Source organism: Pseudomonas sp. PA-7-1E (genome assembly GCF_021605325.1).
Classification (GTDB): domain Bacteria; phylum Pseudomonadota; class Gammaproteobacteria; order Pseudomonadales; family Pseudomonadaceae; genus Aquipseudomonas; species Aquipseudomonas fluorescens_BV.
On sequence record NZ_WKFA01000026.1, the window covers coordinates 41,176 to 67,907 of the forward strand.

Consider the following 26,732-nt stretch of genomic DNA (forward strand, 5'->3'; position numbering starts at 1 on the left):
GCGGATTTCGTCACCGGATCACCCCGCCCGGTTGAATTGGAAAATCGGTTGCGAGGCAGGTCTCCTGGCTTGGGGTGTGCAGGTCTTGCGACCAACGCTGACTGCGCCTTCCCGCCCTATCGGCAGTGGCGTGGCAGTCAACTGAACCCTTCACAGTTGCGGGGGCAGCCGCGGCTTGAACCGCGTTCCCTTCTTAGCTTCGGCCTGGGCCGAAGAACCTCGAAGGTGCAAGGCTACAGTGGCTTGCAGCATTTGACTACCGTCCCGGCCCATGCTCTCCTACACGCCTTGTTTCGGGTGCCCTTCACAGGGTGAAACGGGAAACCGGTGCGTCATAGACCTATGACCAGTCCGGTGCTGCCCCCGCAACGGTAAGCGAGCGAAGCGTCACGGCCACTGTGCTTTTGCATGGGAAGGCGATGCTTTCAGGAGGACTCTTTCAAGAGCCGCCCCTCGCAAGCCCGGAGACCGGCCCGAAAAATTCAGATAACAAACCCGCGGTGGGCGGGCGCTGTTCAGAACCCTGCGTGCCTGGCGCGTGGGGTTTTCATGCGCTCGTTTCACCCTGACACCTGAAAGGGACGCGCCATGTCGATCATCAGCAGCACTTCGCACACCGCTACTAGCACCGCCACCCTCAGCCAACGCCTGACCGCCGCCATCGGTGCGTCGATACTCGGCGCGTGTTTGGTGTATTTCGCCGGGTTCTCGCATATCGAGGCGGTGCACAACGCCGCCCACGATACCCGCCACAGCGCCGCGTTCCCGTGCCATTGAGAGCTGCCGACATGATCAAGCGTATTGCGCAAACCGCAGGGTTCACTGGGCTTTTGGCTGCCTTGCTGCTGACCCTGCTGCAAAGTTTCTGGGTGGCACCGCTGATCCTGCAGGCGGAAAGCTTTGAAAAAGCCCCGCCAGCCGCTGAAGTGGTGCACGAGCACGCCGCTGGCGCTGCTGCCCACAGCCACGATGCCCAAGCCTGGGAGCCGGAAGATGGCTGGCAGCGTGTGTTGTCCACCACTGGAGGCAACCTGGTGGTGGCCGTAGGCTTTGCACTGATGCTCGCCGGCCTCTACACGCTGCGTGCGCCGACCCGCACCGCCCAAGGCCTGCTCTGGGGCCTGGCCGGCTACGCGACCTTTGTACTGGCACCCACCCTGGGCCTGCCACCGGAACTGCCGGGCACTGCGGCGGCTGACCTGACGCTACGCCAGACCTGGTGGATCGGCACCGCAGCCTCCACCGCCGCCGGCCTGGCGCTGATCGTGTTCGGCCGCAACTGGCTGTTGAAAGGCCTTGGGCTGGCGATCCTTGCCGTACCCCACGTCATCGGCGCGCCGCAACCTGAGGTACATTCGATGCTGGCCCCGGAGGCGCTCGAAGCGCAGTTCAAGATCGCCTCGCAATTGACCAACGTCGCCTTCTGGCTGGCCCTGGGCCTGATCAGCGCCTGGTTGTTCCGCCGCAACCGCGACGACCAATACTCGGCATGATCCTGGTTGTCGGTTTGGGCTGCCAGCGTGGCTGTGAGGTTCACAGCCTGCTGGCGTTGCTGGACGGAGCCCTGGCCGCGGCAGGCATTGATCGCTCACGCATAACTGCGCTGGCAAGCATTGATCGCAAGCGCGATGAACCTGGGCTGCTGGCGCTGGCCCAGCGGTTGAACCTGCCCTTGCAGTGCTTCAGCGCCGAGCAACTGGCGGGCTATGAGCATCGGCTAAGTCATCGCTCAACGCTGGCGTTTGCCCATACCGGCTGTTACGGGGTGGCCGAAAGCGCCGCCCTGGCCCTGGCCGAGCACCTGTCCAATGGCCCTGCGCGCCTGCTGATCACCCGCCAGAAAAGCGCACAGGCCACCATTGCATTGGCCTGCGCGGGCTAAAATCCCGATAATTGCCGCTTTTGAGCATGAGCCGTGTTCATGCTCACGCGTTTCTGAACAGGACTTCTCCATGACCGTCTACTTTATCGGCGCCGGCCCCGGCGACCCGGAATTGATCACCGTCAAGGGCCAGCGGCTGATCCGCAGTTGCCCGGTGATCATCTACGCCGGCTCGCTGGTGCCCGCCGCCGTACTGGAAGGTCATCAGGCGCTTCAGGTGGTCAACAGTGCCGAGCTGCACCTGGAACAGATCATGGAGTTGATCAAGACGGCCCATGCCAAAGGCCAGGATGTGGCGCGGGTGCACTCCGGCGATCCCAGCCTGTATGGGGCGATTGGTGAACAAATACGCCATTTGCGTGAGCTGGGCATCCCTTTCCAGATCATTCCAGGGGTCACGGCGGTCGCGGCGTGCGCGGCCTTGCTGGAGACCGAACTGACCCTGCCGGACATCGCCCAAAGCGTGATCCTGACCCGTTACGCCGATAAAACCAGCATGCCCCCCGGTGAAGACTTCGACAGCCTGGCGCGACATGGCACCACGATGGCGATTCATCTGGGGGTCAATCATCTGCAGAAGATCGTTGCTGAACTGTTGCCGCACTATGGCGCAGACTGCCCGATTGCCGTGGTACACCGTGCCACCTGGCCGGATCAGGATTGGGTGGTCGGTACGCTGAGTGACATTGCCCAGAAAGTCGCGGCGAAGGGGTTTCGGCGGACAGCGTTGATTGTGGTGGGCTGGGTGTTGTCCAGTGACAGTTTCAGCGAGTCGTCGCTGTACCGCGCAGGGCATGCGCACCTCTACCGCCCCTGAAGCAATGCGAACAACAATGTGGGAGCTGGCTTGCCTGCGATGGCGGTGTAACAGTCAGCGGGTCGGATGACTGACACACCGCCATCGCAGGCAAGCCAGCTCCCACACTTGATCTGCTTTGTCAGATATATCTTGCAACTCTCTGAATTTAAATAATAAAAAACGGCGCTCACGGGGCGCCGTTTTTTATGTTCGCAGTGAAAACCTTGCTCAGTAGTAGGCGTTTTCTTTCTGCGTGTGGTCGGTCACGTCACGTACACCCTTGAGCTCCGGAATGCGTTCGAGCAGGGTGCGCTCGATACCTTCGCGCAGGGTTACGTCCGCCTGGCCGCAGCCTTGGCAGCCGCCGCCGAACTTCAGTACGGCGATACCGTCATCCACCACGTCGATCAGGCTCACCTGGCCGCCATGACTGGCCAGCCCCGGGTTGATCTCGGTTTGCAGGTAATAGTTGATGCGCTCATTGACCGGGCTGTCGGCGTTGACGTTCGGCACCTTGGCGTTGGGGGCCTTGATGGTCAACTGGCCGCCCATACGGTCGGTGGCGTAGTCGACCACGGCGTCGTCCAGGAAGGCTTCGCTGAAGGCGTCGATATACGCGGTGAAGCTTTTGAGCCCCAGCGCGGTGTCTTCAGGCTTTTCTTCGCCGGGCTTGCAATACGCGATGCAGGTCTCTGCGTACTGGGTGCCGGGCTGGGTGATAAAGACGCGGATGCCGATACCTGGGGTGTTCTGCTTGGACAGCAGGTCAGCCAGGTAATCGTGGGCGGCGTCGGTAATGGTTATGGCAGTCATGGAAACTCCTCACAGGCTTGCCCGCAGTTTACGCCAAATTATTACGCAGGTACAAAGTCCTAGTATTTTTGTCGGGAAAGACTTGTCTCTGTTGACCTGACGCATCGTGACACCTGGCCATTTCTGCGAAAACCTGTGCCTACCTATATAGCCCCCCCGCAAAACCCGGCTCAATAGAGTGAATCCTCTTCGACTACGGATTGTGAGGATTGAATGAATAACGCGTTGCAGAGTTTCTATTTCAAGGGTTTGCCGGAACAGCAAGCGCATCTGGACCATCTGATTGATTTCGTGACGGCACAAAGCTCGCTGACGGCATCCGCCGCCGAGGTGTACTACTCCCCGCCGCACAACAGCGAACTGCATCGCGAATGCAAGGAAGCCTTTCGTGTCTTGGCAAAGCTGGAAGCCGATGAAGACTTTCAGCAGTTCTTGCGGGAAAAGCCCGAACCAGATGCTTCCATTCTCGGCCGGGACTTTCTTTACGACCTGCTCTCCACCATGCTCAGCAGCGTGCGCGCACCGATACCCGACCCTGCCGAGACGTTCAGCATCGCCGACCATTCGGTGATCCTGCGCCATATACCCACCTATTGGTACATCGACGCCGACGTGTTGCTGGATATCAACCGGCGTGTGGGTAACGGCCTTAAAAGTGATGGCTCGGTGCGGTTTGACCTGGTGCTCAAGTATTACTCGATCATCCCGTCACAGCCCAAAACCCGCGAACAGTGGAAAGCGGTTCTCGCTGGCTTGCAGGAACACCACACCCTGAAAAAACTCGGGCACGAAGGCGACCTCAGCGATTTGCAGCACTTGCTGGATGCGCCCGCCGACCAGAAAATCAAGGAGGTTATCCGCCAGATCGAGACACAAACACGTCAATCGCTGTTCCGTCATGTATTGCCCGAAACATTTACCGCCTCACAGCAAGACATGCTCACCACCACCCCCACCGTGCTGCTTGAGCAATTGCTCAATAGCCCCGATAACCTGGCGCTGGGCGAACGGATCGCCAAGGCCTTGGACTGGTATGGCAGCCAAAAGGACGAAATCTGCCCAGACCCGGTACGGGTGAAATTACTATGGCGCGCGCTGTGGCTGACGATCATCCCCAACCCCGACTCGCCGGTGGATAACGAATTGAAGTTATTCATCTCGCCAGGGGCATCTTATAAGGCGATCCGCCAAAACCTGATCAGCCGCTATCACCACGACTTGTCGATCAGCACTGACGCAGCGCTATTGGCCGTGTGCGTGATCAAGGCCAATGTCGCCAGTGAAGTGTGGGTGGCCGATATTCCCGATGACCTGCCCTACGCTGCAACCAGTACCTGGGTCAATTTCAGAAGCGGCTTTCTGCTGGCCGAAACGATTGCACCTGGTTCATCGCGCCACATGAGTTTCGAACAATTGCTCAACCTGGCGGCGGAACACTTTCGCGCCAGTGGCGATGACATCAAACAACAGGCACTGGTCGCAGCGGCCAAATTGGGCCCCACCGTGCAATGGGCACAGGCCAACGGCCTGATCGCCAACCGATCGTCGGGCCACTCCCGCGACGAGCTCACCCAGGCCGTCACTGCACTGGAGCAGCATGAATATGAGATGTTCAACGCGGTTCAGAACCTCAAACTCAAGCTGCCCAGCCGTTGGCGCTTTGCCTCGGACACGGAGTACGACAAAGCCTTTCACGAAGCCCTCCAGGTGCCGAGAAACGCCTATAAGACCTTAATCCAATCACTGCTTGCCCACCTGGGCAGCGCGACTCTGAATGTGGATCAGGACGAGATCACCGTGTATTCATTAAGAGAAGCCCTGAAAAAGGTGCCCATCGAATATGAAACCAAAGCCAAGACCGATGCCATTCGTTACCGGACAGGTTTTATCCTACGCATCGTCAAGCCCCGCTCGCCCTTCCATGCCATTTACATCGAGGTATTCCCCTTCGCCGGTCTGCTGCGTCGACGTAAAGACCTGCAAAGCCTACCGCTGAACGGCAAAGTGGTAGAGCTACGCGACGCCATGAGCTGGTGCAAATACCGATTGGCCACCGACGTGCCATTTGATCGCGAGGCCTACCGCGAGAACAAAGCGCCCAGACCAGGCAAAAAAGCCGAGTTGATCGTTGAACAAGTCGGCGAGACACTGCCTGCCATCGACGCAGGGCCGCGTATCCAATCGTTCGCGCCCAACACGCTGTATGCGCCGCGCAGTGAAACCCTGGCGAGCATGATTGCCCGCGAGCTGTTTTTCTGCGACGAACAGGCCCTGCTGGAAAAAACCCGTAAAGCCACACGGGAAGTAGACATCCCCGCTGAGGTACTCGAAGACTTGGCGTTCTGGGGCAAGATATTTGTGCCGTTCTGGGGCGGCATCGACGACATCGCTTCCGGCGATCCTCAGCGCATCAAATCCGGCGTCGCCAGCCTGTTCATCGACATCGTGGCTTTCGCGCTGCCGGTGGGGCGGTATGTGGCTGGCTCGACTCGCTTGCTCATCCAGGCGGGTAAAACCGGGCTACGCCTGGCATTGCCTAAACTGGCGAAACTGACCGGAAAACTGGTGATCGCCACACTCCAGGAACTCAACCCCCTGGCCGCCCTACCAAGCCTGCTCAGGCTCGCGCGCTTTGGTTTGCTCAAGCTGGGCCACAAACTGATGCGCCATGCACAACGGGGTATCGCCCAACTGCGAGATGGGGCGATCGCCGCAAGGCATATGCGCTCGGTCGACCCTGACAGCTGGAAGCCGCTGCAAGCGGGCGATCAACTGTTTACCGTGGACGGCTTCGCCAATGTCCCAATGCGCAACGTCGGCAGCCTCGAGGCGCCGGATTATCGCTTGATCGATACCGCGTCCAACCAAGCCTTCGGGCCGCGTTTTAGAGAACCGATCACGGTCATCAGCAACAGCAGCCCGTTGATCCGTCAGTACGCGGTTGACCCAGAGTTGATCAGAGGCCTCAAGCCCGACGCGCGCGGTATCTTCTCCCGGGCGGACTACAACCAGAAGTTCATCTGTAATGTCGATGACAAGGGCAAAATCGCGGTGTACCAGATCCGCGACAACTCCTATGGGTTCATTCAGGAGGCCGCCACGAGCGCCGACAACAGCTTTTCTATCGTGCTGGTCAATCCGAGGACCAACCGGGATTTGTCGATCACGCTGTCGTCGGTGGAACCCGGTCATTGGTATTCAGGCCCGATCAAGCTCACGGGCGGCGCGCCGGATGCGCCAAGCGTTGTAACGCCCTCAGTGCTGTTGAAATGGACCGAAGCCAGTGAAGACGCCCTGAAAAAAACCATGGACAAGTTCGTCAGCACTTACAACCTGGACCCCAGCGCCTTTCGGCAGTTCGTCAACAGCCGCAACACCCTGACACCTCGGGGGCTAAAGATGCTAGACCGCGCGGGAACCGCCCGCACCAGCGTCACTTACGAGCATATGGAGCACTGGAGCAAGGCGTCCCAGCGCGAGCGCAACAGCCTCACCCTTGAGGGCTTCGCCGCCGACCATAACCTGGACCCGGTGGCCCTTGCCGAGCATGTAAACCTTGATGGCACCTATAGAGCGGCAGGCAAGGTACTGGCCAAATACGCCAGGGGTGAACAATTCGACGACCTGAAACCCGAACACCTGCAAGAGTGGAACAAGCACTACAACGCCCCCAATTCAAGGGTGTCCATGCACGCATTTGTCGAGCAGAACAACCTCAATCCGGTTATCTGGAGCAACTACGTCAATGACAATGGCAGCATGACCCGCGCCGGTAGAGAAAGGTGGCTGTTCGGACAAAGAAGCCCGCTGGACGAGCCTGTGGCCAGGAAGCGGCCTGCGCCGCCCACCGCAAGCAGCTCAAAACGTCCGCGCCTGGAGGACGACACCGCAACCACGCGGCGCCGATCCACTTCAATCACCGCGTCTTTTGATCATAAAATCAACAATAATGCGCCAATTCTGCAAGACCCCAACGACGTCAGGCGCAGCTTGACCCTTGAACTTGAAGGTCCGTTGCAAAACATAGAGATCACCGACGCCAACCAGTTTTTTGACGAGTTCACAGGGCTGCAACACGTCGAAGTCAAAGAGGCTGCAACCAAGAGTATCCGCGACTGGATCTCTAAAGAAGGCAACCATCATCGCAGACTCGATCGACTGCTGGAGGTCAGGAAACTGGCCGAGGGCCCGGAGCGTGGCCTGTCGGTGGTGGCCCGAACCGATATAAAACGTTTTGATGTCATTGGGCCGTACACCGGCAAGGTGCACTTGAATCAAGCCTCGCTCAATACCGAGATACTGGAAAAAGGTGAAGCGGCCGTCGGCACGTACTTATTCCAAACCCACACTCATGGCGCGACTATCAGCGGCCACGGTAACAGCAATACGCTGAGCCTGATCAATGCGGTCAAGGTGCCCAACCTGCCCGACGTTGGCATCGAAAATGTCGGCGCCCTGTACGTAGGCAAATACATGGTGTTTATAGTCGCTTGGCGGGACATCCCTGCCGGGACCGAGTTGCTGATGGACTATGGGAAAGCCTACTGGAAGTACGTGAGGCCCTGAGCCGCCAAACAGCAGTCCTAATGCTTTTGCCTTATGGGTAACGCATCATCAATGCCAAACCAATGTTTGAGCCTGCGATGCGTAGCCTGCTCCAACACTTGATAACTGGCCAAGGCGCCCAGCGCAATGACGGCGATGCACACCGGTATCATTGCGTAGGGGTCTATTGCCCTGTGTTCGATGGCCCAGCGCCCAGCACACAGCACCAGTACGTGAAGCAGATAGACCGAGTAGGAGCAGTCCCCCAGCAGTTTTATCAAGCGCGAACCATGGAAGTAAGGCTCCAGCGCCACACAACTGATCACTAACACGGCGCTGGGCACTCCCCATTCCAATACTCGGGGTACATCCGCGCCGTGGTAAATCGCTGCCAATGCCGCGACGACACCCAGCAACGCCAGCCAAGGCCTGGCTCGGCACAGACCGCGGCGGTAAAGTATGCCGATTGCCATGCCCATGAGAAATTCCAGAGCAATGTCATTACGGTAAAACCCATCGGCCAAGTCAAAGGCGGGGCCAATGACGTAGCACAGCAGATACAGCAGTACCGCCACCACCCAGAGCCTATAGGCTTCACGCACCAGCAGCGCAACAGCAAACAGGCAGTAGAACAGCATCTCGAAATTCAGTGTCCAGCCCACATCCAGCAGTGGATACACGCCGTAGCCCGCCGGGTTTTGCGCGGGAATAAAGAGCATCGACAGGAGCGCATGACCCAGTTCTAGCTGAACGTCTGGAAACATCCAGGGCATGACCGTGACCAGCACAGCCAAAAGCACGGTATAGAACCAGTACGCCGGAGCAATCCTGGCCACGCGCATCAGCATGAAGCGCCAGGGCGTGAGCGCTTTATCGGCGCTCGCGAGGAAAATCACCAAGCCACTGATGACGAAGAATACGTCCACCCCGGCGCCGCCCTTTTCGACCAACAGGTCCTCGAAGGCGTTGTGGGCCTCGAAGTTGAAAAACAGCTGCATGACATGGTGACCCACCACCACCCATGCAGCCAACGCGCGCAACAACTGCACTGAAATCAGCATCGGCCTACCCCTTTCCAATCTGTAGGTAAATATCCGACTGCTTCAGCCCCACATGGAGAAATGACCGGATCAATGCACTTCGTTATAGGTTCTCATAGCGGTTCATGTCCAATACACCCTCTTCCACCGGCGTGGTTTCGCGGATGTACTGCGACAAGTCGTGGAAATACTGCCAGAACAACGGATGGCTGCGCCGCACACCCCAGCGGTCGACGATTTTCTCGAAGCTCTTGGCGTCCTTGGCCTGCTCCATCAGCGCGACAAACTCAGGCACTTGCCGGGCCGGTATATTGAACATGAAGTTCGGGTAGCTGCTGAGCACGCCAGGGTAAATGGTCACAGTGTCCAGGCCCGGCTGATAGCGATACGCCTCTCCCAGCAGGAACGCCACGTTACTGTGGGCACGGTTGCGCAGCAGGCTGTAGACCTCGCGCTTGCCGCTGGCAGTTTCGATGCGCAGCATCGTGGCTTCGGGCAATTGCTCGATCACCTTGAGCCCTGCCGCCGGCCGCGAGGTCAGGCGGCTCAGCGCTTGTTCGGCATCCTGCAAGGCCGGGTCGATGCCGTCGCGGGAGCAGAACGCGCCGCTGCAGCGGTTGATCGGGTCGGGGCTGGCGTTCAAATGGCCGTAGCGGGTCAGCAACTGGTTGGCGAAGTCACGCTTGGGGTCTTTTTCGCTCAGGTGCAACCCACTGGCCTTGTCATCGTCAATCGCTTCGTAGTCCAGCCACAGCTTGAGCTTGCCGCTGTTCTGGTGCCAGTCGTCCATGAAGTCTTCGCGGGTGTCGGCGGGCATCAGGCGCAGGAAGTTCTGCTCGGCACCGTTGCGGATCAGGTCGAAATACAGGCGGGTCTGGGCCTGGTGCGAGACGTTGCCAAACACATCGAAATTCACCGCCAACTGGTAATAGGTGCGTTCCAGCAGTGGGTAGTCGAACAGCCACATCGTCTGCGGAACCTCGCCAATCAGGCCCTTGGTCACCGAAGCGCTGTCGAAATGGCGGAAAATGCTCAACAAGGCATTGTCATTGCCCGCCCACAATGTCGACCAGCTCGGCGCCGGCAGGTCTGCATAGTTGTCACGGCGCAAGGCTTCGTACTGGTTGCGCTTGTCGCGATAGGCCAGCCACAGGCTCAGCACACTGCCCACGTCGTCATTCTGCCCGGGCATGGCCAGCAACGGCGTGGCCTGGCCGCGATAACGCGCATCGGTGACGTACAGATCGTGGTCGGGGTCCTGGAACAGCGTCCAGAAGTTATCGCGGATCACGTCCGTGGCGATCTGCCCACGGCACACCGGCCCGCGAATGAAAGTACGCACGAAGTACTCAGCGTTATCGAGCATGAATTGGTAACGCGCTTTAGCCGGGATGGCTTCGAATGTCGCGAACGGGTTGGCGCGGCTGCCGGGGCCGTAGCCTGGCAAGGCCGTGACTTGCCAGTCGGCGGCGTAGAACAATGCCTTGATCCGCGCCATCTTCGCCGCGCTGAAGGGGTAAGTGATGTGGGTTTTATGCACGACCACGCCCTGCACCGGCCACAGGCGGTAGTACACCTGGGTGCCGGGGTCGTCGTTGGGGCGACGGGTGGCGATCAGGTCAATCGGCTGGCCACTGGGCGTACGCGAACGCACCCACTGGAAATAATGCCCCGGCTCGCCGTTCTCGAAATAGATATGCGCCAGGAACAAATGCTCGAACAGCCAGCGCGCCACCAGGCTTTCCCGGGCGCCCGGCTGGTTGAACAGGTTTTCCCACTGTTGCACTTGCAACGCTTCCCTGGCGCTCGGCGCCAGGCCCTGCTCGTCAATCGGCGCGCCGGAGGCCAGCCAGCGTTGCAAAGTCTGGTACTGCTGATCGGTCAGGCCGGTGACCGCCAGCGGCATGCCTTCCTTGGGGTGAGCGCCGGCATAGGCATTGAACTCGCCGGGCGTTGCGCACATATTTTCGCGGTTGAGCCCCAGCACAATGTTGTCGGGCAGCTTGGCATTGGGCGCCAGCGGCGCGTTGTGCCCCAGCTCCAGCATGCGCGCCATCAGCGCAGCCTGGCTGCCCTGGGCGTCCAGCACCGAATAGAAGCCCTTCTGCTGCCACGCCTGCTTACCGAATGCGTCATAAAACAACCGCGTAGTTGGCGTGGCCTGGCTGCGCTCGCCGTCATACACCGGCATTTTGCTTGCCCCGCGTGCGGCGCCCTCGGCGCTCCCGAGGTTGAGCTGGCAGGCGGAGTCGTAGCAGGCGTGGCAGGCCACGCATTTCTCGGTGAAGATCGGTTGGATATCGCGGGTATAGGAAATCGCCGAAGCGGGACCCTCTGCCTGCGCAGTACTGGCTATCAAGGCCAGGACGGCGCTGACGATCAAACGAAGTGACATGTATCGGGTCCCGATTCAAGGCGTGCGGTCTGTGAAATGGCGGTGATTCTACCGGGCCATGACCGCCAGCAACATGAGCGATATTCATGCACAACCCGGACATGCTCCAAATCGGCACAGGTTTGCTATGATTCACGCCCTCCGTAATGCCTGACCAGAGTAGTCCCATGCCCGATCGTAGCGCTCGCCTGCAAGCCCTTCACCAAGCCCTCAAGGAACGTATCCTGATCCTGGACGGTGGCATGGGCACGATGATCCAGAGCTATAAGCTCGAGGAGCAGGACTACCGTGGCAAACACTTCGCCGATTGGCCAAGCGACGTCAAGGGCAACAACGACCTGCTGGTGCTGACCCGCCCGGACGTGATCGGCGGCATTGAAAAAGCCTACCTGGACGCCGGCGCCGACATTCTTGAAACCAACACCTTCAACGCCACGCGTATCTCCATGGCCGACTACGGCATGGAAGAACTGGCCTATGAACTGAACGTGGAAGGCGCACGCCTGGCGCGCAAGGTGGCCGACGCCAAAACCCACGAGAACCCGGCCAAGCCGCGTTTTGTCGCCGGTGTACTGGGCCCGACCAGCCGTACCTGCTCGCTGTCGCCGGATGTGAACAACCCCGGCTACCGCAACGTGACCTTCGATGAGCTGGTGGAAAACTACACCGAAGCCACCAAGGGCCTGATCGAAGGCGGCGCCGACCTGATCCTGATCGAAACCATCTTCGACACCCTTAACGCCAAGGCCGCGATTTTCGCCGTGCAAGGGGTGTTCGAGGAACTGGGCGTGGAACTGCCGATCATGATCTCCGGCACCATCACCGACGCGTCCGGCCGTACCCTGTCGGGCCAGACCACCGAAGCGTTCTGGAACTCCGTGGCGCACGCCAAGCCGATCTCGGTCGGTTTGAACTGCGCCCTTGGCGCCAGTGAACTGCGCCCCTACCTGGAGGAGTTGTCGAACAAGGCCAACACCCATGTGTCGGCGCACCCCAACGCCGGTCTGCCCAACGAATTCGGCGAGTACGACGAACTGCCGTCAGAAACCGCCAAGGTCATCGAAGAATTCGCCCAAAGCGGCTTCCTGAACATCGTCGGCGGTTGCTGCGGCACCACGCCTGGGCATATCGAAGCCATCGCCAAGGCTGTGGCCGGTTACGCGCCGCGCTCGATCCCGGATATTCCCAAGGCTTGCCGCCTGTCGGGCCTGGAGCCTTTCACCATCGACCGCAGTTCGTTGTTCGTCAACGTCGGCGAACGTACCAACATCACGGGCTCGGCCAAGTTCGCCCGCCTGATCCGCGAAGACAACTACACCGAAGCCCTGGAAGTCGCCCTGCAGCAGGTGGAAGCCGGCGCCCAGGTGATCGACATCAACATGGACGAAGGCATGTTGGATTCGAAGAAGGCCATGGTGACCTTCCTCAATCTGATCGCCGGCGAGCCGGACATCTCCCGCGTACCGATCATGATCGACTCCTCCAAGTGGGAGGTGATCGAAGCGGGCCTCAAGTGCATCCAGGGCAAGGGCATCGTCAACTCCATCAGCATGAAGGAAGGCGTGGAGCAGTTCATTCATCACGCCAAGCTGTGCAAGCGCTACGGCGCAGCGGTGGTGGTGATGGCGTTCGACGAAGCCGGCCAGGCCGACACCGAAGCGCGCAAGAAAGAAATCTGCAAACGCTCCTACGACATCCTGGTCAATGAAGTGGGCTTCCCGCCGGAAGACATCATCTTCGACCCGAACATCTTCGCGGTCGCCACCGGTATCGAAGAGCACAACAACTATGCAGTCGATTTCATCAACGCCTGTGCCTATATCCGCGACGAACTACCGTATGCGCTGACCTCCGGTGGCGTGTCCAACGTGTCGTTCTCGTTCCGCGGCAACAACCCGGTGCGCGAAGCGATCCACTCGGTGTTCCTGCTGCATGCGATCCGTGCGGGCCTGACCATGGGTATCGTCAACGCTGGCCAGTTGGAGATCTACGACCAGATCCCCGCCGAGCTGCGCGACGCCGTCGAAGACGTGGTACTCAACCGCACACCCGAAGGCACCGACGCCCTGCTCGCCATTGCCGACAAGTACAAGGGCGACGGCAGCGTCAAGGAAGCCGAGACCGAGGAATGGCGTGGCTGGGAGGTGAACAAGCGCCTGGAACATGCGCTGGTCAAGGGCATCACCACGCACATCGTCGAAGACACCGAAGAGTCGCGCCTGTCGTTCGCACGCCCGATCGAAGTGATCGAAGGCCCGCTGATGTCGGGCATGAACATCGTTGGCGATCTGTTTGGCGCCGGCAAGATGTTCCTGCCCCAGGTGGTGAAATCCGCCCGGGTGATGAAGCAGGCGGTGGCGCACTTGATTCCGTTCATCGAGCTGGAAAAAGGCGACAAACCCGAAGCCAAGGGCAAGATCCTGATGGCCACGGTCAAGGGCGACGTGCATGACATCGGCAAGAACATTGTCGGCGTGGTGCTCGGTTGCAACGGCTATGACATCGTCGACCTGGGCGTGATGGTGCCAGCGGAAAAAATCCTGCAGGTAGCCAAGGAGCAGAAATGCGACATCATTGGCCTGTCCGGTCTGATCACCCCGTCCCTGGATGAAATGGTGCACGTGGCCCGCGAAATGCAGCGCCAGGATTTCCACCTGCCACTGATGATCGGTGGCGCCACCACCTCCAAGGCGCATACGGCGGTGAAGATCGAGCCCAAGTACAGCAACGACGCGGTGATCTACGTCACCGACGCCTCCCGCGCCGTGGGCGTGGCCACCCAGTTGCTGTCCAAGGAATTGAAGGCCGGTTTCGTCGAGAAGACCCGCCTGGAATACATCGACGTACGTGAGCGCACCTCCAACCGCAGTGCGCGCACCGAGCGCCTGAGCTACCCGGCGGCAATCGCCAAGAAGCCGCAGTTCGACTGGAGCAGCTACACCCCGGTGGTGCCAACCTTTACCGGCGCCAGGGTACTGGACAATATCGACCTCAACGTCCTGGCCGAGTACATCGACTGGACGCCGTTCTTCATCTCCTGGGACCTGGCCGGCAAGTTCCCGCGCATCCTCACCGATGAGGTGGTAGGTGAAGCGGCTACCGCGCTGTATGCCGATGCCCGGGAAATGCTCAAGAAGTTGATCGACGAGAAACTCATCAGCGCCCGTGCGGTGTTCGGTTTCTGGCCGACCAACCAAGTGCAGGATGACGACCTGGAAGTCTACGGCGACGACGGCCAGCCTATTGCCAGGCTGCACCACCTGCGCCAGCAGATCATCAAGACCGACGGCAAACCGAACTTCTCCCTCGCCGACTTCGTCGCCCCCAAGGACAGCGGCGTGACCGATTACATCGGTGGGTTCATCACCACCGCCGGCATCGGTGCCGAGGAAGTGGCCAAGGCTTACCAGGACGCGGGCGATGACTACAACTCGATCATGGTCAAGGCCCTCGCCGACCGCCTGGCCGAAGCCTGCGCCGAATGGCTGCACCAGCAAGTGCGTAAAGAACACTGGGGCTACGCCAAGGACGAGCAACTGGACAACGAGGCGCTGATCAAGGAGCAATACAGCGGCATACGCCCTGCCCCCGGCTACCCGGCGTGCCCGGATCACACCGAAAAAGCCCAGCTGTTCCAACTGCTCGACCCCGAAGCCCGCGAAATGCACGCTGGTCGCAGCGGCGTGTTCCTCACCGAGCACTACGCAATGTTCCCGGCGGCAGCGGTCAGCGGCTGGTATTTTGCCCACCCACAGGCGCAGTACTTCGCCGTGGGCAAGGTCGACAAGGATCAGGTCACCAGCTACACGGCACGCAAAGGCCAGGACCTGAGCGTGACGGAGCGTTGGCTGGCGCCGAATCTGGGCTACGACAACTGAGGTAACGCTGCTACTGGCTGCGGTAACCGTTTACCGCACCTACGATGACTCAATGCGATTTCCTGTGTCGGACCGATTCTCGGTCCGCTGAACCGGCAGCTCAGCACAACCGGTTTTATACAGGAAACGCATGTCATCATGACCGAACCCAATACTCCCTCGTCAAACTCAGCCTTTCGCCAACTGCCCGCCCAGGCAGTGCATGAGCGCTTCGCTACGCGGCCGGCGCTGTATTCCGTCGTCTTCAAGGCATTGCGCAGCCGGATGCTGGAGCACTACCCGTCGCTGGACCTCGACTGGCTTGCGGTCAAACTGGCCAGCCCTCAGCCCAATGGCGAATACACCTACCCCGCACTCATGGAGGTGGCTGTCGCCCATGTACTGAACCCACAGTTACTTGACCTGCGCGCCGTACGCGAGCGTCCGTACTTCCTCACGACACAGCCCCCCGCCGCGCTCAAGACCGGGGATGGCCAGCCGCTCGACATGCAGGTGGTCGCCCAGATTCTTGACGAATTTCCCGCGTCCCTTTACTTGTACATGCAACACGATCTGGCCGACTACTGGAGCCAGGTCGACAATCATGGCAACAGCCGCTGGCAGTGGCTTGCAGAGTTTCTCAATGGTCAGATGATTGCCACTGCGGCCAGCCAGTCACCGCTGAGCGACGTGCAGCGCGATATGCTGGCGGTAGTCGCCGCCTGGCCAGCGCAACGTGAGCGCCTGCCCCGTTCCTCACCCGCCACCTATGTATATTTCATCGAGAGCACACTCACCCGCCTCGGCAAGACGGTGCGGGTATTGACCCCGGACCTGTTATTGGTACGCGATAAACAGGTGTTGCTCTACAGCGTAGCCGGCGCAATCCAGGCGTTTGATTCGCTGGAGGCGTTCAGCCAGGCCTGGGGGAGCAGGATGCAACGCGAGTTTCAGTTCGACAGCCTCACTTGGCAACGCAACGAAACTGCCGCCAACGTGTTTGAACAACAGGCCGGGCTGATCCTCAACCAACAACTCGAAGACCTGGCAGCCCTATCGTTCCAGGGGCAAGACGAAAAAGAACTCGATCAACGCCTGGACATGATCACCAACCCGGCCAGGTATTTTACCGACATCAAGTTGCCCGACACCGAGCGCCTTGGCACTGTGAGCCAGCAACTGCCGCAATGGCTCAAGCAAGCCGAGCCCGCGGATCGTTTCGCCTATCACCGCCACTTGCAGGATATGGCGCATGCTCTGCAAAAAAACCAGGGGCGATCGTTCAACGAGGGTATTGAAAACATCCACACATTCAGCCGCAGCGCATTGCGCAAGCAGATGCAAACCGATCACGGCGATTTCGACCCTGATGCGGTGCTGTTGGACTTTGCGGTAGCGGCAGGTTATCCGGGCGGCGCGGGAATCATCGAACACGTGCGCATGTCGCTGACGGAGCTGGCCCTGAAGAATCTGGCCGGCAAGCCCAAAGGTACGTTGAAGCTGTCTTCCACAACAGCCACGCCACTGCCTGGCTGGTTGAATGAAGACTATCTGATGGGCAGCAACGGCCTGATCCAGCGCGTCGATATCGGCACCACCTACCCTAATGCCCTCAAAGATCTGCTGCTGTCCGATACCGTCGAGGCGCGTCGCCGCGAGTTGCTGTTTACTCGCGAACTGAAGGCTCATCTGCCGATGCAGGCGCTGGAATTCAAGGTCCGCCAGCAGCATGGCATGACCGTGACGGGTTATCAGTATGTCAAGGCGCTCATGGGAGAAACGCCTTCGCTCAGACTCGTCAACGATCAGGAAATCGTCCTGCGCCCCCTGGCGTTGTGCCGTAAAGCCGGGGCCACGCCGGACGAAGTGAATAATATGTTTATCATTGAGCCTCGCGACTCCCAGGTCGGCCCACACTTGCTGTACCGACCGCTGTACGCCGAGTCCCTCAACGAATACCCCACGCGCCAGGCGCTGCTGGAGGCCATCGCCGAACCGGGTGCGTTGCAGGACAGCGTGCTGACCTGGCTGTCGGACAAGGCGCGCCCCATCTATGCACACGGCGGCATCAAAGAGCCGCACCTCATCCGTTTCTTGCCCGGCGACGAGTTCAACCGACCCGAGAAACCAGCGCCCGCGACCCTGGCCGTCGATGACGGCGCCGGTGAATGGCTCCAGTCCCAGCTCAACGGCCAACTGCCCAACCATCTGTTTGGCAGCACCGCACGGGCACTGGTCGACCTGGCGGACCGCGAGTCGATCTCCAACACCGAAAGCCGATGGGCCATTGTGATGGAGGGTGCCTGGCTGTTGTTCAATACACTGCTGCTGCCCTTGGTACAGGGCCCAGCCATGTTGGCCGGCTGGTTCCTGGTGCTGGTTGCCAGCCTGGAGCAGGACTTGGCGGGCCTGGACAGCAACGATCCCACCACCCGCGAGTTGGCGCTGATTGATCTGCTGCTCAATACTGCGATGGTGTTGCTGCATGGCGCATCGCCTTCTGCCAAACCGTTGTCGCCACCGAGTGCAACCGACAGCGCGTTGCGCCTTGAAACCTGGCGCCGTGCACCAGGCCTGCCGCCACCACAGGATGCGCCAGTGATACGTTCTGGCGCAGTGTCATTGCCGGGAGAACCCCCGGCATCAGGCCACACCGCCCTGGACTTCATTCGCTCGCTGGCAAGCCCACACGCAAGCGAACGACTGAGGGCGATGCTGGACATCAATGTGCCATGGCCTGAACCCTTGCCGACTGCGCAAGGCAGCGGCCCGCTCAAAGGCCTTTACCGCATAAATGGCACCTGGCACGCCAGCCTCGGCGGGTTGCTGTTCCAGGTCAATGTCGTGCCGGGATTCAACGAGGTCTATCTGGTACACCCGCAATATCCGCAACACCCCGGTTTCAAGCTGATAAGCGACCACCAGGGGCACTGGCGCCTGGACACTCACGCCAGGCTGGAGGGAGGAATGCCCCGGGAACGCTTGAGTAAATGGCAGAAGGAACGTGCCGAAAAACTGGGTGTATTAAAGGCCGAATTGCAAGCACTGAATGCCGAAATATTCTCGCTGATACCCACTTCGCTTTCGCTACAAAGCACTCTGAACGCAGCCCGTGCCCAACTTGTTGAACAAAGCAAAAGCCTGCGCAAGGATTGGTTATTGCTGGCCAGTTCCGCGAACATACCGAAGTTGCACGCAGAAGTTCTTATCCGTCATGAGAAACGGCGCGTCGCGGCGGCCCAAGCCAGGACGCAGTGGAATATCGCCCTCGATAACTTCCAGCAGTACGGCCGCGAGGTAATGACGCTGATGAAAAAAGTCGAAGCCAAGACCAGCGAACTGATGGCTGTCGACAGGACTGACCCCACTTATGTAAGGGAGCGAAACAGGGCAAGCAAAAGCAATTTTGACTTCTGGGCAGGCATCTACGAATCGGTGTCGCAAAAAATGGCAGACGCCCTGGAAACCGATCGTGGCGAAACCGACGCTGAACTCAGCGCCCGCGCATCACGGGAGCTGCCGCAAAACATCAGCGACGCCTACGACGACTACATCATCACCAAAAAACGCCAGCTTGCCGCGCTTACGGAAATGGTCGAGCCCGCTGAAAAGATCGAGACGTTACTCAAAGAGGCAGACCCGGCCCTGCGCCAGATACTCTTGCAAGGCAAGCCCTCTGACCAAAACATCCGCTCGGTCGCGATCAAACAGCACGCCCTGCTGGTGTTCATGGACTTGGTGTTCAATCGCATGAATGACTCGCGCAACCCAACGGAATTTCCATTCGTACGCGAGCTGACCGACAAGAGAACCGCAACCAGCTTGATGGCGCATACGGAAATGCTCACCACTACCGGCTATTCGGCCCGAGAGCAGATCGACGTCCTCAAGGACGTTCTGGAGCGATATGAGCAATTGGAAAACGCTGTCACGTCGCTGGCTGAAATGAATTCCGGCTTCATTCGCGAGGAGCATCGCCAACCGTTTCTGGACTATCTGGCTTATGCCCGCACCAGCCTTGAGGCGCAGTTGGCCAATTTGATTCTGGTGGAAGAAGGCTTCGCGCCACTGCCAACGCCCGAGCGCATCACACGGCAGAAAGCACCGAACCGAAGAGTGATCAAGACCCGTGACCGCAGGACCCTGGTGGGTGAAGTGCGCCCTGCCCAGCGCGACACACCGGGTAACTTCGTCGATATCAAGGACCCGCTTACCGGAAAAACCCTCGCCACCTACCTTGAACACCCCGGCGAAGGTGTATGGAACGTGGTTGAAGAGGTTGGGCCCTCAGCGCCCGCGCCGACGGCAATCAAGCGTTCGCTGAAGACCATAGAAGCACAGGCGCAAACCGTCAGGGACGAGCGTACCGGCATTGACAGCAGCATCGCCTTCCAACAACGAAAGTTACGCGACCCGGGCCGACTGGAAAGCCTCGATCCCCTTGAGTGGGATGTGATACTGACCCAGCACGCAGCGAAGTTCACAACCCTTGCCGAAGAACTCCAGCGCGATCACGCCAACGATCCCGGCGCTCGCACGTTGATCGATCAGTACCGCAGCCTGGCGGCCGAGGCAACGCAACAGGCACGTGAGCGTTGCAGCGAAGGGTACAAGTTGCAACGCCCCAAAGCCTCCCACGTCGATTACTTGTGGAAACACGGTTTTGTCGATATCAACCTGGTGAAGAGCCGCGTGCCGTTGAAGGCCGGTGACTTTCTCACCGAGTATGCAGTACGCGATAAAAGCAAAATCAGGGCGGGTATAAAGGGAAAGGACAATGTTTTGTGGTACGCGCATTTTCATTATTCGGCCGTCGATCAAGCGCCCTCCCAACCTGATTTCGGTCACCTTAAAACCCCGAGTGAACAGCGATATACGCGCCGGGAACTGATTGAACAGGCGCGTGCCGACAACCGCGCCGTGGTCAACCTGGAGAAAGCCGAGATCAAGTCACCGCTTGATCAGCGGCTATTCCTGGGGTTGGAGGTACTGGCTTCCAAATGAGCCTCGACAGACTGTCTATACTCTGCATGAGAACCTTGTTGACGAGGGGTTTATGGACGATCCAATCGATGACAAACCACCGACCTTCCGGCAGATGCTGCACAGCGTGACGGCCGCCGCGTTCGGTGTGCAAAGCGGCAAGAATCGCGCCCGCGATTTCACCCATGGCAAACCCAGCCACTTTGTGATCCTGGGCATTGCGTTCACGGTGGTGTTTGCCTTGACGCTGTTTGGCATCGTCAAGCTGGTGCTGTACCTGGCCGGTGTTTAACGCAGCCGCCGATGCAGACTGAACGCATAAACAGGACGCCGGTTTGCCAACGACCGCCAGCCCACGGAATCCACCGGCGCTGGCGGCGCTGACAAATGCAGGCGCTCAGATGAACCTTGAATATCGACCGCCATCATCTTGGCTACTCGACAACCAGTCGCTGCTCAATCAACGGTTTTATCACTGGTGGCTGACCCAAAATACAGCGGTCCCGACCACGAGAATAATCAGAAACAAAATGGCCCAGGCATCAACGGTACTGTCAGGTTTACGGGCTTTGGTGGAATTACTCATCGCATCGCCTCTTGTCGGTTTTATAGGTGACTGCACTAAGACTCGTCCACAGTAAAGACCAGTCTTGCCCCCATGACAAATGTGGGTATCGCGATAACTGTTCTCATTAGTCAGTTTGGTTATGTGCATATACCCAAACATCACTTTTGCGCATATACGCAAACTGGTATCGTGCGCCGGCTCCGTTGGGAGTGCGCGGCCGTGCGCGCAGATTTGCCGAGAACAGGACCTATATGTACGTATACGACGAATACGATCAGCGCATCATCGAGGACCGCGTCAAGCAGTTCCGTGATCAGACCCGACGCTACTTAGCAGGTGAACTGAGCGAAGAAGAGTTCCGCCCTCTGCGCCTGCAAAATGGCCTTTACGTTCAGCGCTTTGCGCCGATGCTGAGGGTGGCCGTGCCCTATGGCCAACTGACGTCGCGCCAGACGCGAATGATGGCCAAGATCGCCCGCGACTTCGACAAAGGCTATGCCCATATCAGCACCCGCCAGAACGTGCAGTTCAACTGGCCGGCCCTGGAAGATGTGCCGGATATCCTGGCTGAACTGGCTACCGTGCAGATGCACGCCATTCAGACCAGCGGTAACTGCCTGCGCAACGTGACCACCGACCAATTTGCCGGCGTCGCTGCCGACGAGTTGATCGACCCACGGCCGTGGTGCGAAATCGTGCGCCAGTGGACTACCTTCCACCCTGAGTTCGCCTACCTGCCACGCAAGTTCAAGATCGCCATCAATGGCTCGACCTCGGACCGCGCCGCCATCGAAGTCCACGATATCGGCCTGGAGCCGGTGTACAACGCTGCAGGCGAGCTGGGCTTCCGTGTGCTGGTGGGTGGCGGCCTTGGTCGTACGCCGGTGGTCGGTGCGTTCATCAACGAGTTCCTGCCGTGGCAGGACCTGTTGAGCTACCTCGACGCCATCCTGCGGGTCTACAACCGCTATGGCCGTCGCGACAACAAGTACAAGGCCCGGATCAAGATCCTGGTCAAGGCGCTGACCCCTGAGGTGTTTGCCCAGAAAGTCGATGCCGAAATGGAACATCTGCGCGGCGGCCAGACCACCCTGACCGAAGCCGAAGTGCACCGCGTCGCCAAGCACTTCGTCGACCCTGAGTACAAGGCCCTGAGCAATCAGGACGCCGAGTTGGCCGCACTCGACCAGCAACACCCAGGCTTCGCCCGCTGGCGCACGCGCAATACGCTGGCGCACAAGAAGCCGGGCTACGTGGCAGTGACCCTGTCGCTCAAGCCCACCGGCGTTGCACCTGGCGACATCACCGACAAGCAACTGGACGCGGTCGCCGACCTGGCCGAGCGCTACAGCTTCGGCCAACTGCGCACCTCCCACGAGCAGAACATCATTCTTGCGGACGTTGAACAGAGCCAACTGTTCACCCTGTGGGGCGAACTGCGCGAAGGCGGCTTTGCTACGCCGAACATCGGCCTGCTGACCGATATCATCTGCTGCCCGGGCGGCGACTTCTGCTCCCTGGCCAACGCCAAGTCGATCCCGATTGCGGAGTCGATCCAACGCCGTTTCGACGACCTGGATTACCTGTTCGATATCGGCGAGCTGGACCTGAACATCTCCGGTTGCATGAACGCTTGTGGTCACCACCACGTCGGCCACATTGGCATCCTGGGCGTGGACAAGAAAGGCGAAGAATTCTACCAAGTGTCCCTGGGTGGCAGCGCCAGCCGCGATGCGAGCCTGGGCAAGATCCTCGGCCCATCCTTCGCCCAGGAAGCCATGCCGGAGGTGATCGGCAAGCTGATCGACGTGTATATCGAACAGCGTACCGAAGATGAGCGCTTCATCGACACCTACCAGCGCATCGGCATCGACCTGTTCAAGGAGCGTGTCTATGCAGCGAATCATTAAGAACAACGCAGTCGTCGACGAAACCTGGCACCTGCTGCCCAAGGACGCGAGCTTCGACGGCATCTCCAACTGCGACGACCTGATCGTGCCGCTGGCCCTGTGGCGCGAGCACGGCCACGCCCTCAAGGCCCGCGACGGCGGTTTGGGTGTATGGCTGGACGCCGATGAAGAAGCCGAAGAAATCGGTGATGACGTGCAGCATTTTCAGGTCATCGCCCTGAACTTCCCGGCCTTCACCGACGGGCGCAACTACTCCAACGCCCGCCTGCTGCGTGACCGTTATGGCTACAAGGGTGAACTGCGGGCCATTGGCGACGTGCTGCGTGACCAGTTGTTCTACCTGCACCGCTGCGGGTTCGATGCCTTCGCCTTGCGCGCGGACAAAGACCCGTACGAAGCGCTGGAAAGTCTCAAGGATTTCTCGGTGACCTATCAAGCGGCCACCGATGAACCACTGCCGCTGTTCCGCCGCCGCTGACACCTTGTCCCTGTAGGAGCGAGCTTGCTCGCGAAAAACCTGAACGATAACGCAGGTCGCCTGGCTGTAGCGGCGCCCTCGCGTTCTTCGCGAGCAAGAACTGGGCGTCCCCCTCGTTCCTACAGTTCCGTCGCCCGTCAATCCTGTGTGATCGACTGCCGCTTGACATTAAAGTTAACTTTAAGCTTAGCCTGAGACCTCCCCTGCTCAGGAGTTAACCCATGTCACCGTTCGAATCGCTGCAACTGCCCAACGGCCAAGTCATCGCCAACCGCATCGCCAAGGCCGCGATGGAAGAGAATATGGCGGACCTGCATCAGGCACCGTCCAAAGCATTGAAGCAGCTGTACAAGACCTGGGCCGACGGCGAGCCCGGCTTACTGTTGACCGGTAACGTGATGATCGACCGCCGCGCCATGACCGGCCCTGGCGGTGTCGCGCTGGAAAACGAGCAACACCTGGCCAGTTTTCGTGAATGGGCCGACGTAGCCCGGGCCAAAGGTGTGCACTTCTGGGTACAGCTCAGCCATCCGGGCCGCCAGACCATGGCCAACCTCGGTCAACAAGCGTTGGCACCCTCGGCTATTGCGCTGGATGTGGGCAGTTTTTCCAAGATGTTCGCCAAACCCAAGGCCATGACCGAAGACGACATCCAGGACGTCATCAAGCGCTTCGCCACCAGCGCCCGCCTGGCCGAGCAAGCCGGGTTCACCGGGGTGCAGATCCACGGCGCCCATGGCTATTTGTTGAGTCAGTTCCTCTCGCCCTTGAGCAACCATCGCACCGACCGTTGGGGCGGCTCCCTGGAAAACCGGGCACGCCTGCTGCTAGAAGTCATCCGTGCCGTGCGGGCCAATGTCAGCCCTTCATTTTGTGTGTCGGTAAAGCTCAATTCCGCAGACTTCCAGCGCGGCGGCTTCGATGAGACCGATGCACGCGCTGTAGTGGAAATGCTCAATACACTGCCGATCGATTTGCTTGAGTTGTCCGGCGGCAGCTATGAAGCGCCGGCCATGCAAGGTGAAGCGCGGGACGGCCGCACCTTGGCCCGTGAAGCCTACTTTTTGGATTTCGCCACGCAAATGGCGAGCATCGCCACCATGCCACTGATGGTGACCGGAGGTATTCGCCGCTTGCCGGTGGTCCAGCAAGTATTGGACAGCGGCATCGCCATGGCCGGCATCGCCACCGCCCTGACCCTGGAGCCGCAACTGATCAAACAGTGGCGTGAAGGTCGCGACCTCAACCCACAACTGCGGCCCATGGAATGGAAGCGCAAACCGCTGGCCGCCCTCGCCACCCTCGCCGTGGTGCGCGACCAGATGCGTCGCCTGAGCCGCGGCCGTCTGCCCAACCCCAACGTTGCGCCCTGGCTGGCATTGGCCTGTGACCAGTGGTTTATCGCGCGGCGTACGCGGCAGTATCGCGCGAGCATGACGCAATCTTCACATTAATGGCGGAGCATTCGCCGTGATTGAACTGTCCCCTACTGATCAGCAGTTTTTCAACCTCACTGACGATTGGAGTTCCTCATGGCGAAAATCAACCTGGCCCAGCAGTTGGCGACCACCCTGGAACAAGCGGGTATCAAGCGTATCTGGGGGCTCACCGGCGACAGCCTCAATGGCCTGACCGACGCCCTGCGCAGCATGGACAGCATCGAGTGGATGCATGTGCGCCACGAGGAGGTCGCCGCCTTCGCTGCCGGTGCCGAAGCGGCGGCCACCGGCGAGTTGACGGTGTGCGCCGGCAGTTGCGGGCCGGGTAACCTGCATTTGATCAATGGTTTGTTCGATTGCCATCGCAACCATGTGCCGGTGCTGGCGATTGCCGCGCAAATTCCGTCCTCGGAGGTTGGCCTGAATTACTTTCAGGAAACCCATCCCCAGGAGCTGTTCAAGGAATGCAGCCACTTTATCGAGCTGGTGAGCAACCCCGAGCAGATGCCTCAGGTGCTGCACCGTGCCATGCGTTCGGCGATCCTCAACCGAGGCGTGGCGGTGGTGGTGATTCCGGGGGATGTGTCGCTGTTGGAGGTGGAAGATAAGCTCAAGCCGTGGCCGGCCTTGCACGCACCGCGCACCGTGCCGATTGAGCAGGACTTGCAGCGCCTCACCGACATGCTCCAGAGCAGCGAGAAAGTCACCCTGCTGTGTGGCAGCGGCTGTGCCGGTGCCCACGATCAAGTGGTGGCGCTGGCCGACGCCCTCGGCGCGCCGGTGGTGCACGCACTGCGGGGCAAGGAGCACGTGGAGTGGGATAACCCGTTCGACGTCGGCATGACCGGCCTGATCGGTTTCAGCTCCGGCTACCACGCCATGCTCGATTGCGACACCTTGGTCATGCTCGGCACCGACTTCCCTTATCGCCAGTTCTACCCGACCGACGCCAGGATCATCCAGGTGGACCGCAACCCCCAAGCCCTGGGGCGCCGTGCGACCCTGGACCTGGGCATCGCCGCCGACGTCAGTGAAACCATCGACGCGCTGTTGCCGCGCCTGACCCGCAAGACCGATCGCAGCTTCCTCGAAACCTCCCTCAAGCACTACGAAAAAGCCCGCCAAGGCCTGGATGACCTGGCGCAACCGTCCAAGGCCGGCCGGCCAATCCATCCCCAGTATGTGGCGCGCTTGCTCAGCGAACTGGCCGATGATGATGCGATCTTTACCGCCGATGTCGGCTCACCCACCGTGTGGGCGGCGCGTTATCTGAAGATGAACGGCAAGCGCCGGCTGATCGGCTCGTTCAACCATGGCTCGATGGCCAACGCCATGCCTCAGGCTATCGGCGCCCAGGCGGCGTTCCCTGGACGGCAGGTGATCTCGATGTCCGGGGACGGTGGTTTCACCATGTTGATGGGGGATTTCATTTCCCTGGCGCAACTGCAATTGCCGGTCAAACTCGTGGTGTTCAACAATTCGTCCCTGGGCTTTGTCGCGATGGAGATGAAGGCTGCGGGTTACCTGGACACCGGCACCGAGCTGAAAAACCCGGACTTCGCGGCCATGTCCAATGCCATGGGCATTTTGGGCATACGTGTGGAGCAATCCGAAGACTTGGAGCCGGCACTGCGCCGAGCCCTGGCCCACGATGGCCCGGTGTTGGTGGATGTGGTGACCGCGACTCAGGAACTGGTGATGCCGCCGAGCATCAAGCTGGAACAGGCCAAGGGGTTCAGCCTGTACATGCTCAAGGCGGTGATGAGCGGGCGTGGCGATGAGGTTATCGAACTGGCACGCACCAACTGGTTGCGATAACCCCCTACTGTAGGAGCGAGCTTGCTCGCGAAGATCGCTAACGGTAACGCTGACATCCTGAATGAACGCGTTGTCGTCGAGTTTTTTCGCGAGCAAGCTCGCTCCTACAGGTGCCGGGCTAATTTCAGCCTTTCTGCTTTTCTACCCACTTGCCGTAGGCATCGATGAATGCCTGCAGGAACGGCTTGGTCTTGTCCGACACACC

The 26,732-nt window shown here is 59.8% G+C and carries 15 protein-coding genes, 1 pseudogene and 2 riboswitches; of the genes and pseudogenes, 12 read left to right on the top strand and 4 right to left on the bottom strand.

What is annotated here, in order from left to right; translation table 11 throughout:
• Positions 1-37 precede the first annotated feature (37 nt).
• A riboswitch (cobalamin riboswitch) is annotated at positions 38-237 on the bottom strand.
• A gap of 41 nt (positions 238-278) precedes the next feature.
• Positions 279-491, top strand: a riboswitch (cobalamin riboswitch).
• A 97-nt stretch (positions 492-588) separates the two neighbouring features.
• The 4 genes from GIW79_RS17625 (at position 589) to cobM (ending at position 2,699) form a co-directional block, all read left to right on the top strand.
• Positions 589-777 carry a CbtB domain-containing protein gene (locus tag GIW79_RS17625; RefSeq protein WP_003190735.1) on the top strand — a complete coding sequence of 63 codons (189 nt, stop codon included), beginning with the start codon at positions 589-591 and terminating at the stop codon, positions 775-777.
• An 11-nt stretch (positions 778-788) separates the two neighbouring features.
• On the top strand, positions 789-1,493 hold the full coding sequence (locus tag GIW79_RS17630) for a CbtA family protein (RefSeq protein ID WP_197901097.1): 705 nt from the start codon (positions 789-791) through the stop codon (positions 1,491-1,493).
• Positions 1,490-1,882 carry a cobalamin biosynthesis protein gene (locus GIW79_RS17635; protein ID WP_236454687.1) on the top strand — a complete coding sequence of 131 codons (393 nt, stop codon included), beginning with the start codon at positions 1,490-1,492 and terminating at the stop codon, positions 1,880-1,882. The genes GIW79_RS17630 and GIW79_RS17635 overlap by 4 nt, the downstream gene beginning before the upstream one ends.
• A 70-nt stretch (positions 1,883-1,952) precedes the next feature.
• Positions 1,953-2,699, top strand: coding sequence for a precorrin-4 C(11)-methyltransferase (cobM, locus tag GIW79_RS17640; protein WP_198791218.1), 747 nt, complete (start codon positions 1,953-1,955; stop codon positions 2,697-2,699).
• 210 nt (positions 2,700-2,909) lie between these two features.
• Here the strand turns inward: cobM and nfuA are convergent, their stop codons facing one another.
• Positions 2,910-3,494 (bottom strand): Fe-S biogenesis protein NfuA, encoded by a 585-nt coding sequence (gene nfuA, locus GIW79_RS17645; protein WP_003190728.1) that lies wholly within the window; start codon positions 3,492-3,494, stop codon positions 2,910-2,912.
• A gap of 3,759 nt (positions 3,495-7,253) precedes the next feature.
• Between nfuA and GIW79_RS29835 the strand changes: the two genes are divergently transcribed.
• A complete protein-coding gene (locus GIW79_RS29835; protein WP_371262631.1) occupies positions 7,254-8,060 on the top strand; it encodes an SET domain-containing protein in 807 nt (268 codons plus the stop codon).
• A 17-nt stretch (positions 8,061-8,077) separates the two neighbouring features.
• On the opposite strand, the gene GIW79_RS17655 is transcribed toward GIW79_RS29835, so the two are convergent.
• Together GIW79_RS17655 and GIW79_RS17660 are read right to left on the bottom strand one after the other, a co-directional pair.
• Positions 8,078-9,100, bottom strand: coding sequence for an acyltransferase family protein (locus GIW79_RS17655; RefSeq protein WP_054897511.1), 1,023 nt, complete (start codon positions 9,098-9,100; stop codon positions 8,078-8,080).
• An 82-nt stretch (positions 9,101-9,182) separates the two neighbouring features.
• Positions 9,183-11,474 (bottom strand): fatty acid cis/trans isomerase, encoded by a 2,292-nt coding sequence (locus GIW79_RS17660; RefSeq protein ID WP_236454627.1) that lies wholly within the window; start codon positions 11,472-11,474, stop codon positions 9,183-9,185.
• Positions 11,475-11,641: 167 nt separating this feature from the next.
• On the opposite strand from GIW79_RS17660, the gene metH reads away from it, so the two are divergent.
• From metH to poxB, 7 genes are all read left to right on the top strand, one after another.
• Positions 11,642-15,352 (top strand): methionine synthase, encoded by a 3,711-nt coding sequence (metH, locus tag GIW79_RS17665; protein WP_236454625.1) that lies wholly within the window; start codon positions 11,642-11,644, stop codon positions 15,350-15,352.
• Between the two features lie 138 nt (positions 15,353-15,490).
• A complete protein-coding gene (locus GIW79_RS17670) occupies positions 15,491-20,335 on the top strand; it encodes a dermonecrotic toxin domain-containing protein (RefSeq protein WP_236454623.1) in 4,845 nt (1,614 codons plus the stop codon).
• 52 nt (positions 20,336-20,387) lie between these two features.
• The gene (locus GIW79_RS17675) at positions 20,388-20,606 is read left to right on the top strand and encodes a DUF2970 domain-containing protein (protein WP_054897507.1); all 219 of its coding nucleotides are present in this window, start codon (positions 20,388-20,390) and stop codon (positions 20,604-20,606) included.
• Between the two features lie 527 nt (positions 20,607-21,133).
• On the top strand, positions 21,134-22,792 hold the full coding sequence (locus GIW79_RS17680) for a nitrite/sulfite reductase (protein ID WP_003190712.1): 1,659 nt from the start codon (positions 21,134-21,136) through the stop codon (positions 22,790-22,792).
• Positions 22,776-23,270, top strand: coding sequence for a DUF934 domain-containing protein (locus GIW79_RS17685; protein WP_003190711.1), 495 nt, complete (start codon positions 22,776-22,778; stop codon positions 23,268-23,270). The genes GIW79_RS17680 and GIW79_RS17685 overlap by 17 nt, the downstream gene beginning before the upstream one ends.
• A gap of 221 nt (positions 23,271-23,491) precedes the next feature.
• Positions 23,492-24,724, top strand: a complete 1,233-nt coding sequence (locus GIW79_RS17690) for an NADH:flavin oxidoreductase/NADH oxidase family protein (protein ID WP_034126069.1) — start codon at positions 23,492-23,494, stop codon at positions 24,722-24,724.
• Positions 24,725-24,802: 78 nt separating this feature from the next.
• Positions 24,803-26,527, top strand: coding sequence for a ubiquinone-dependent pyruvate dehydrogenase (poxB, locus tag GIW79_RS17695; protein ID WP_054897504.1), 1,725 nt, complete (start codon positions 24,803-24,805; stop codon positions 26,525-26,527).
• Positions 26,528-26,651: 124 nt separating this feature from the next.
• Here poxB and GIW79_RS17700 read toward each other — a convergent pair.
• Positions 26,652-26,732: pseudogene (locus GIW79_RS17700) on the bottom strand (ACP phosphodiesterase); the annotation flags it as partial.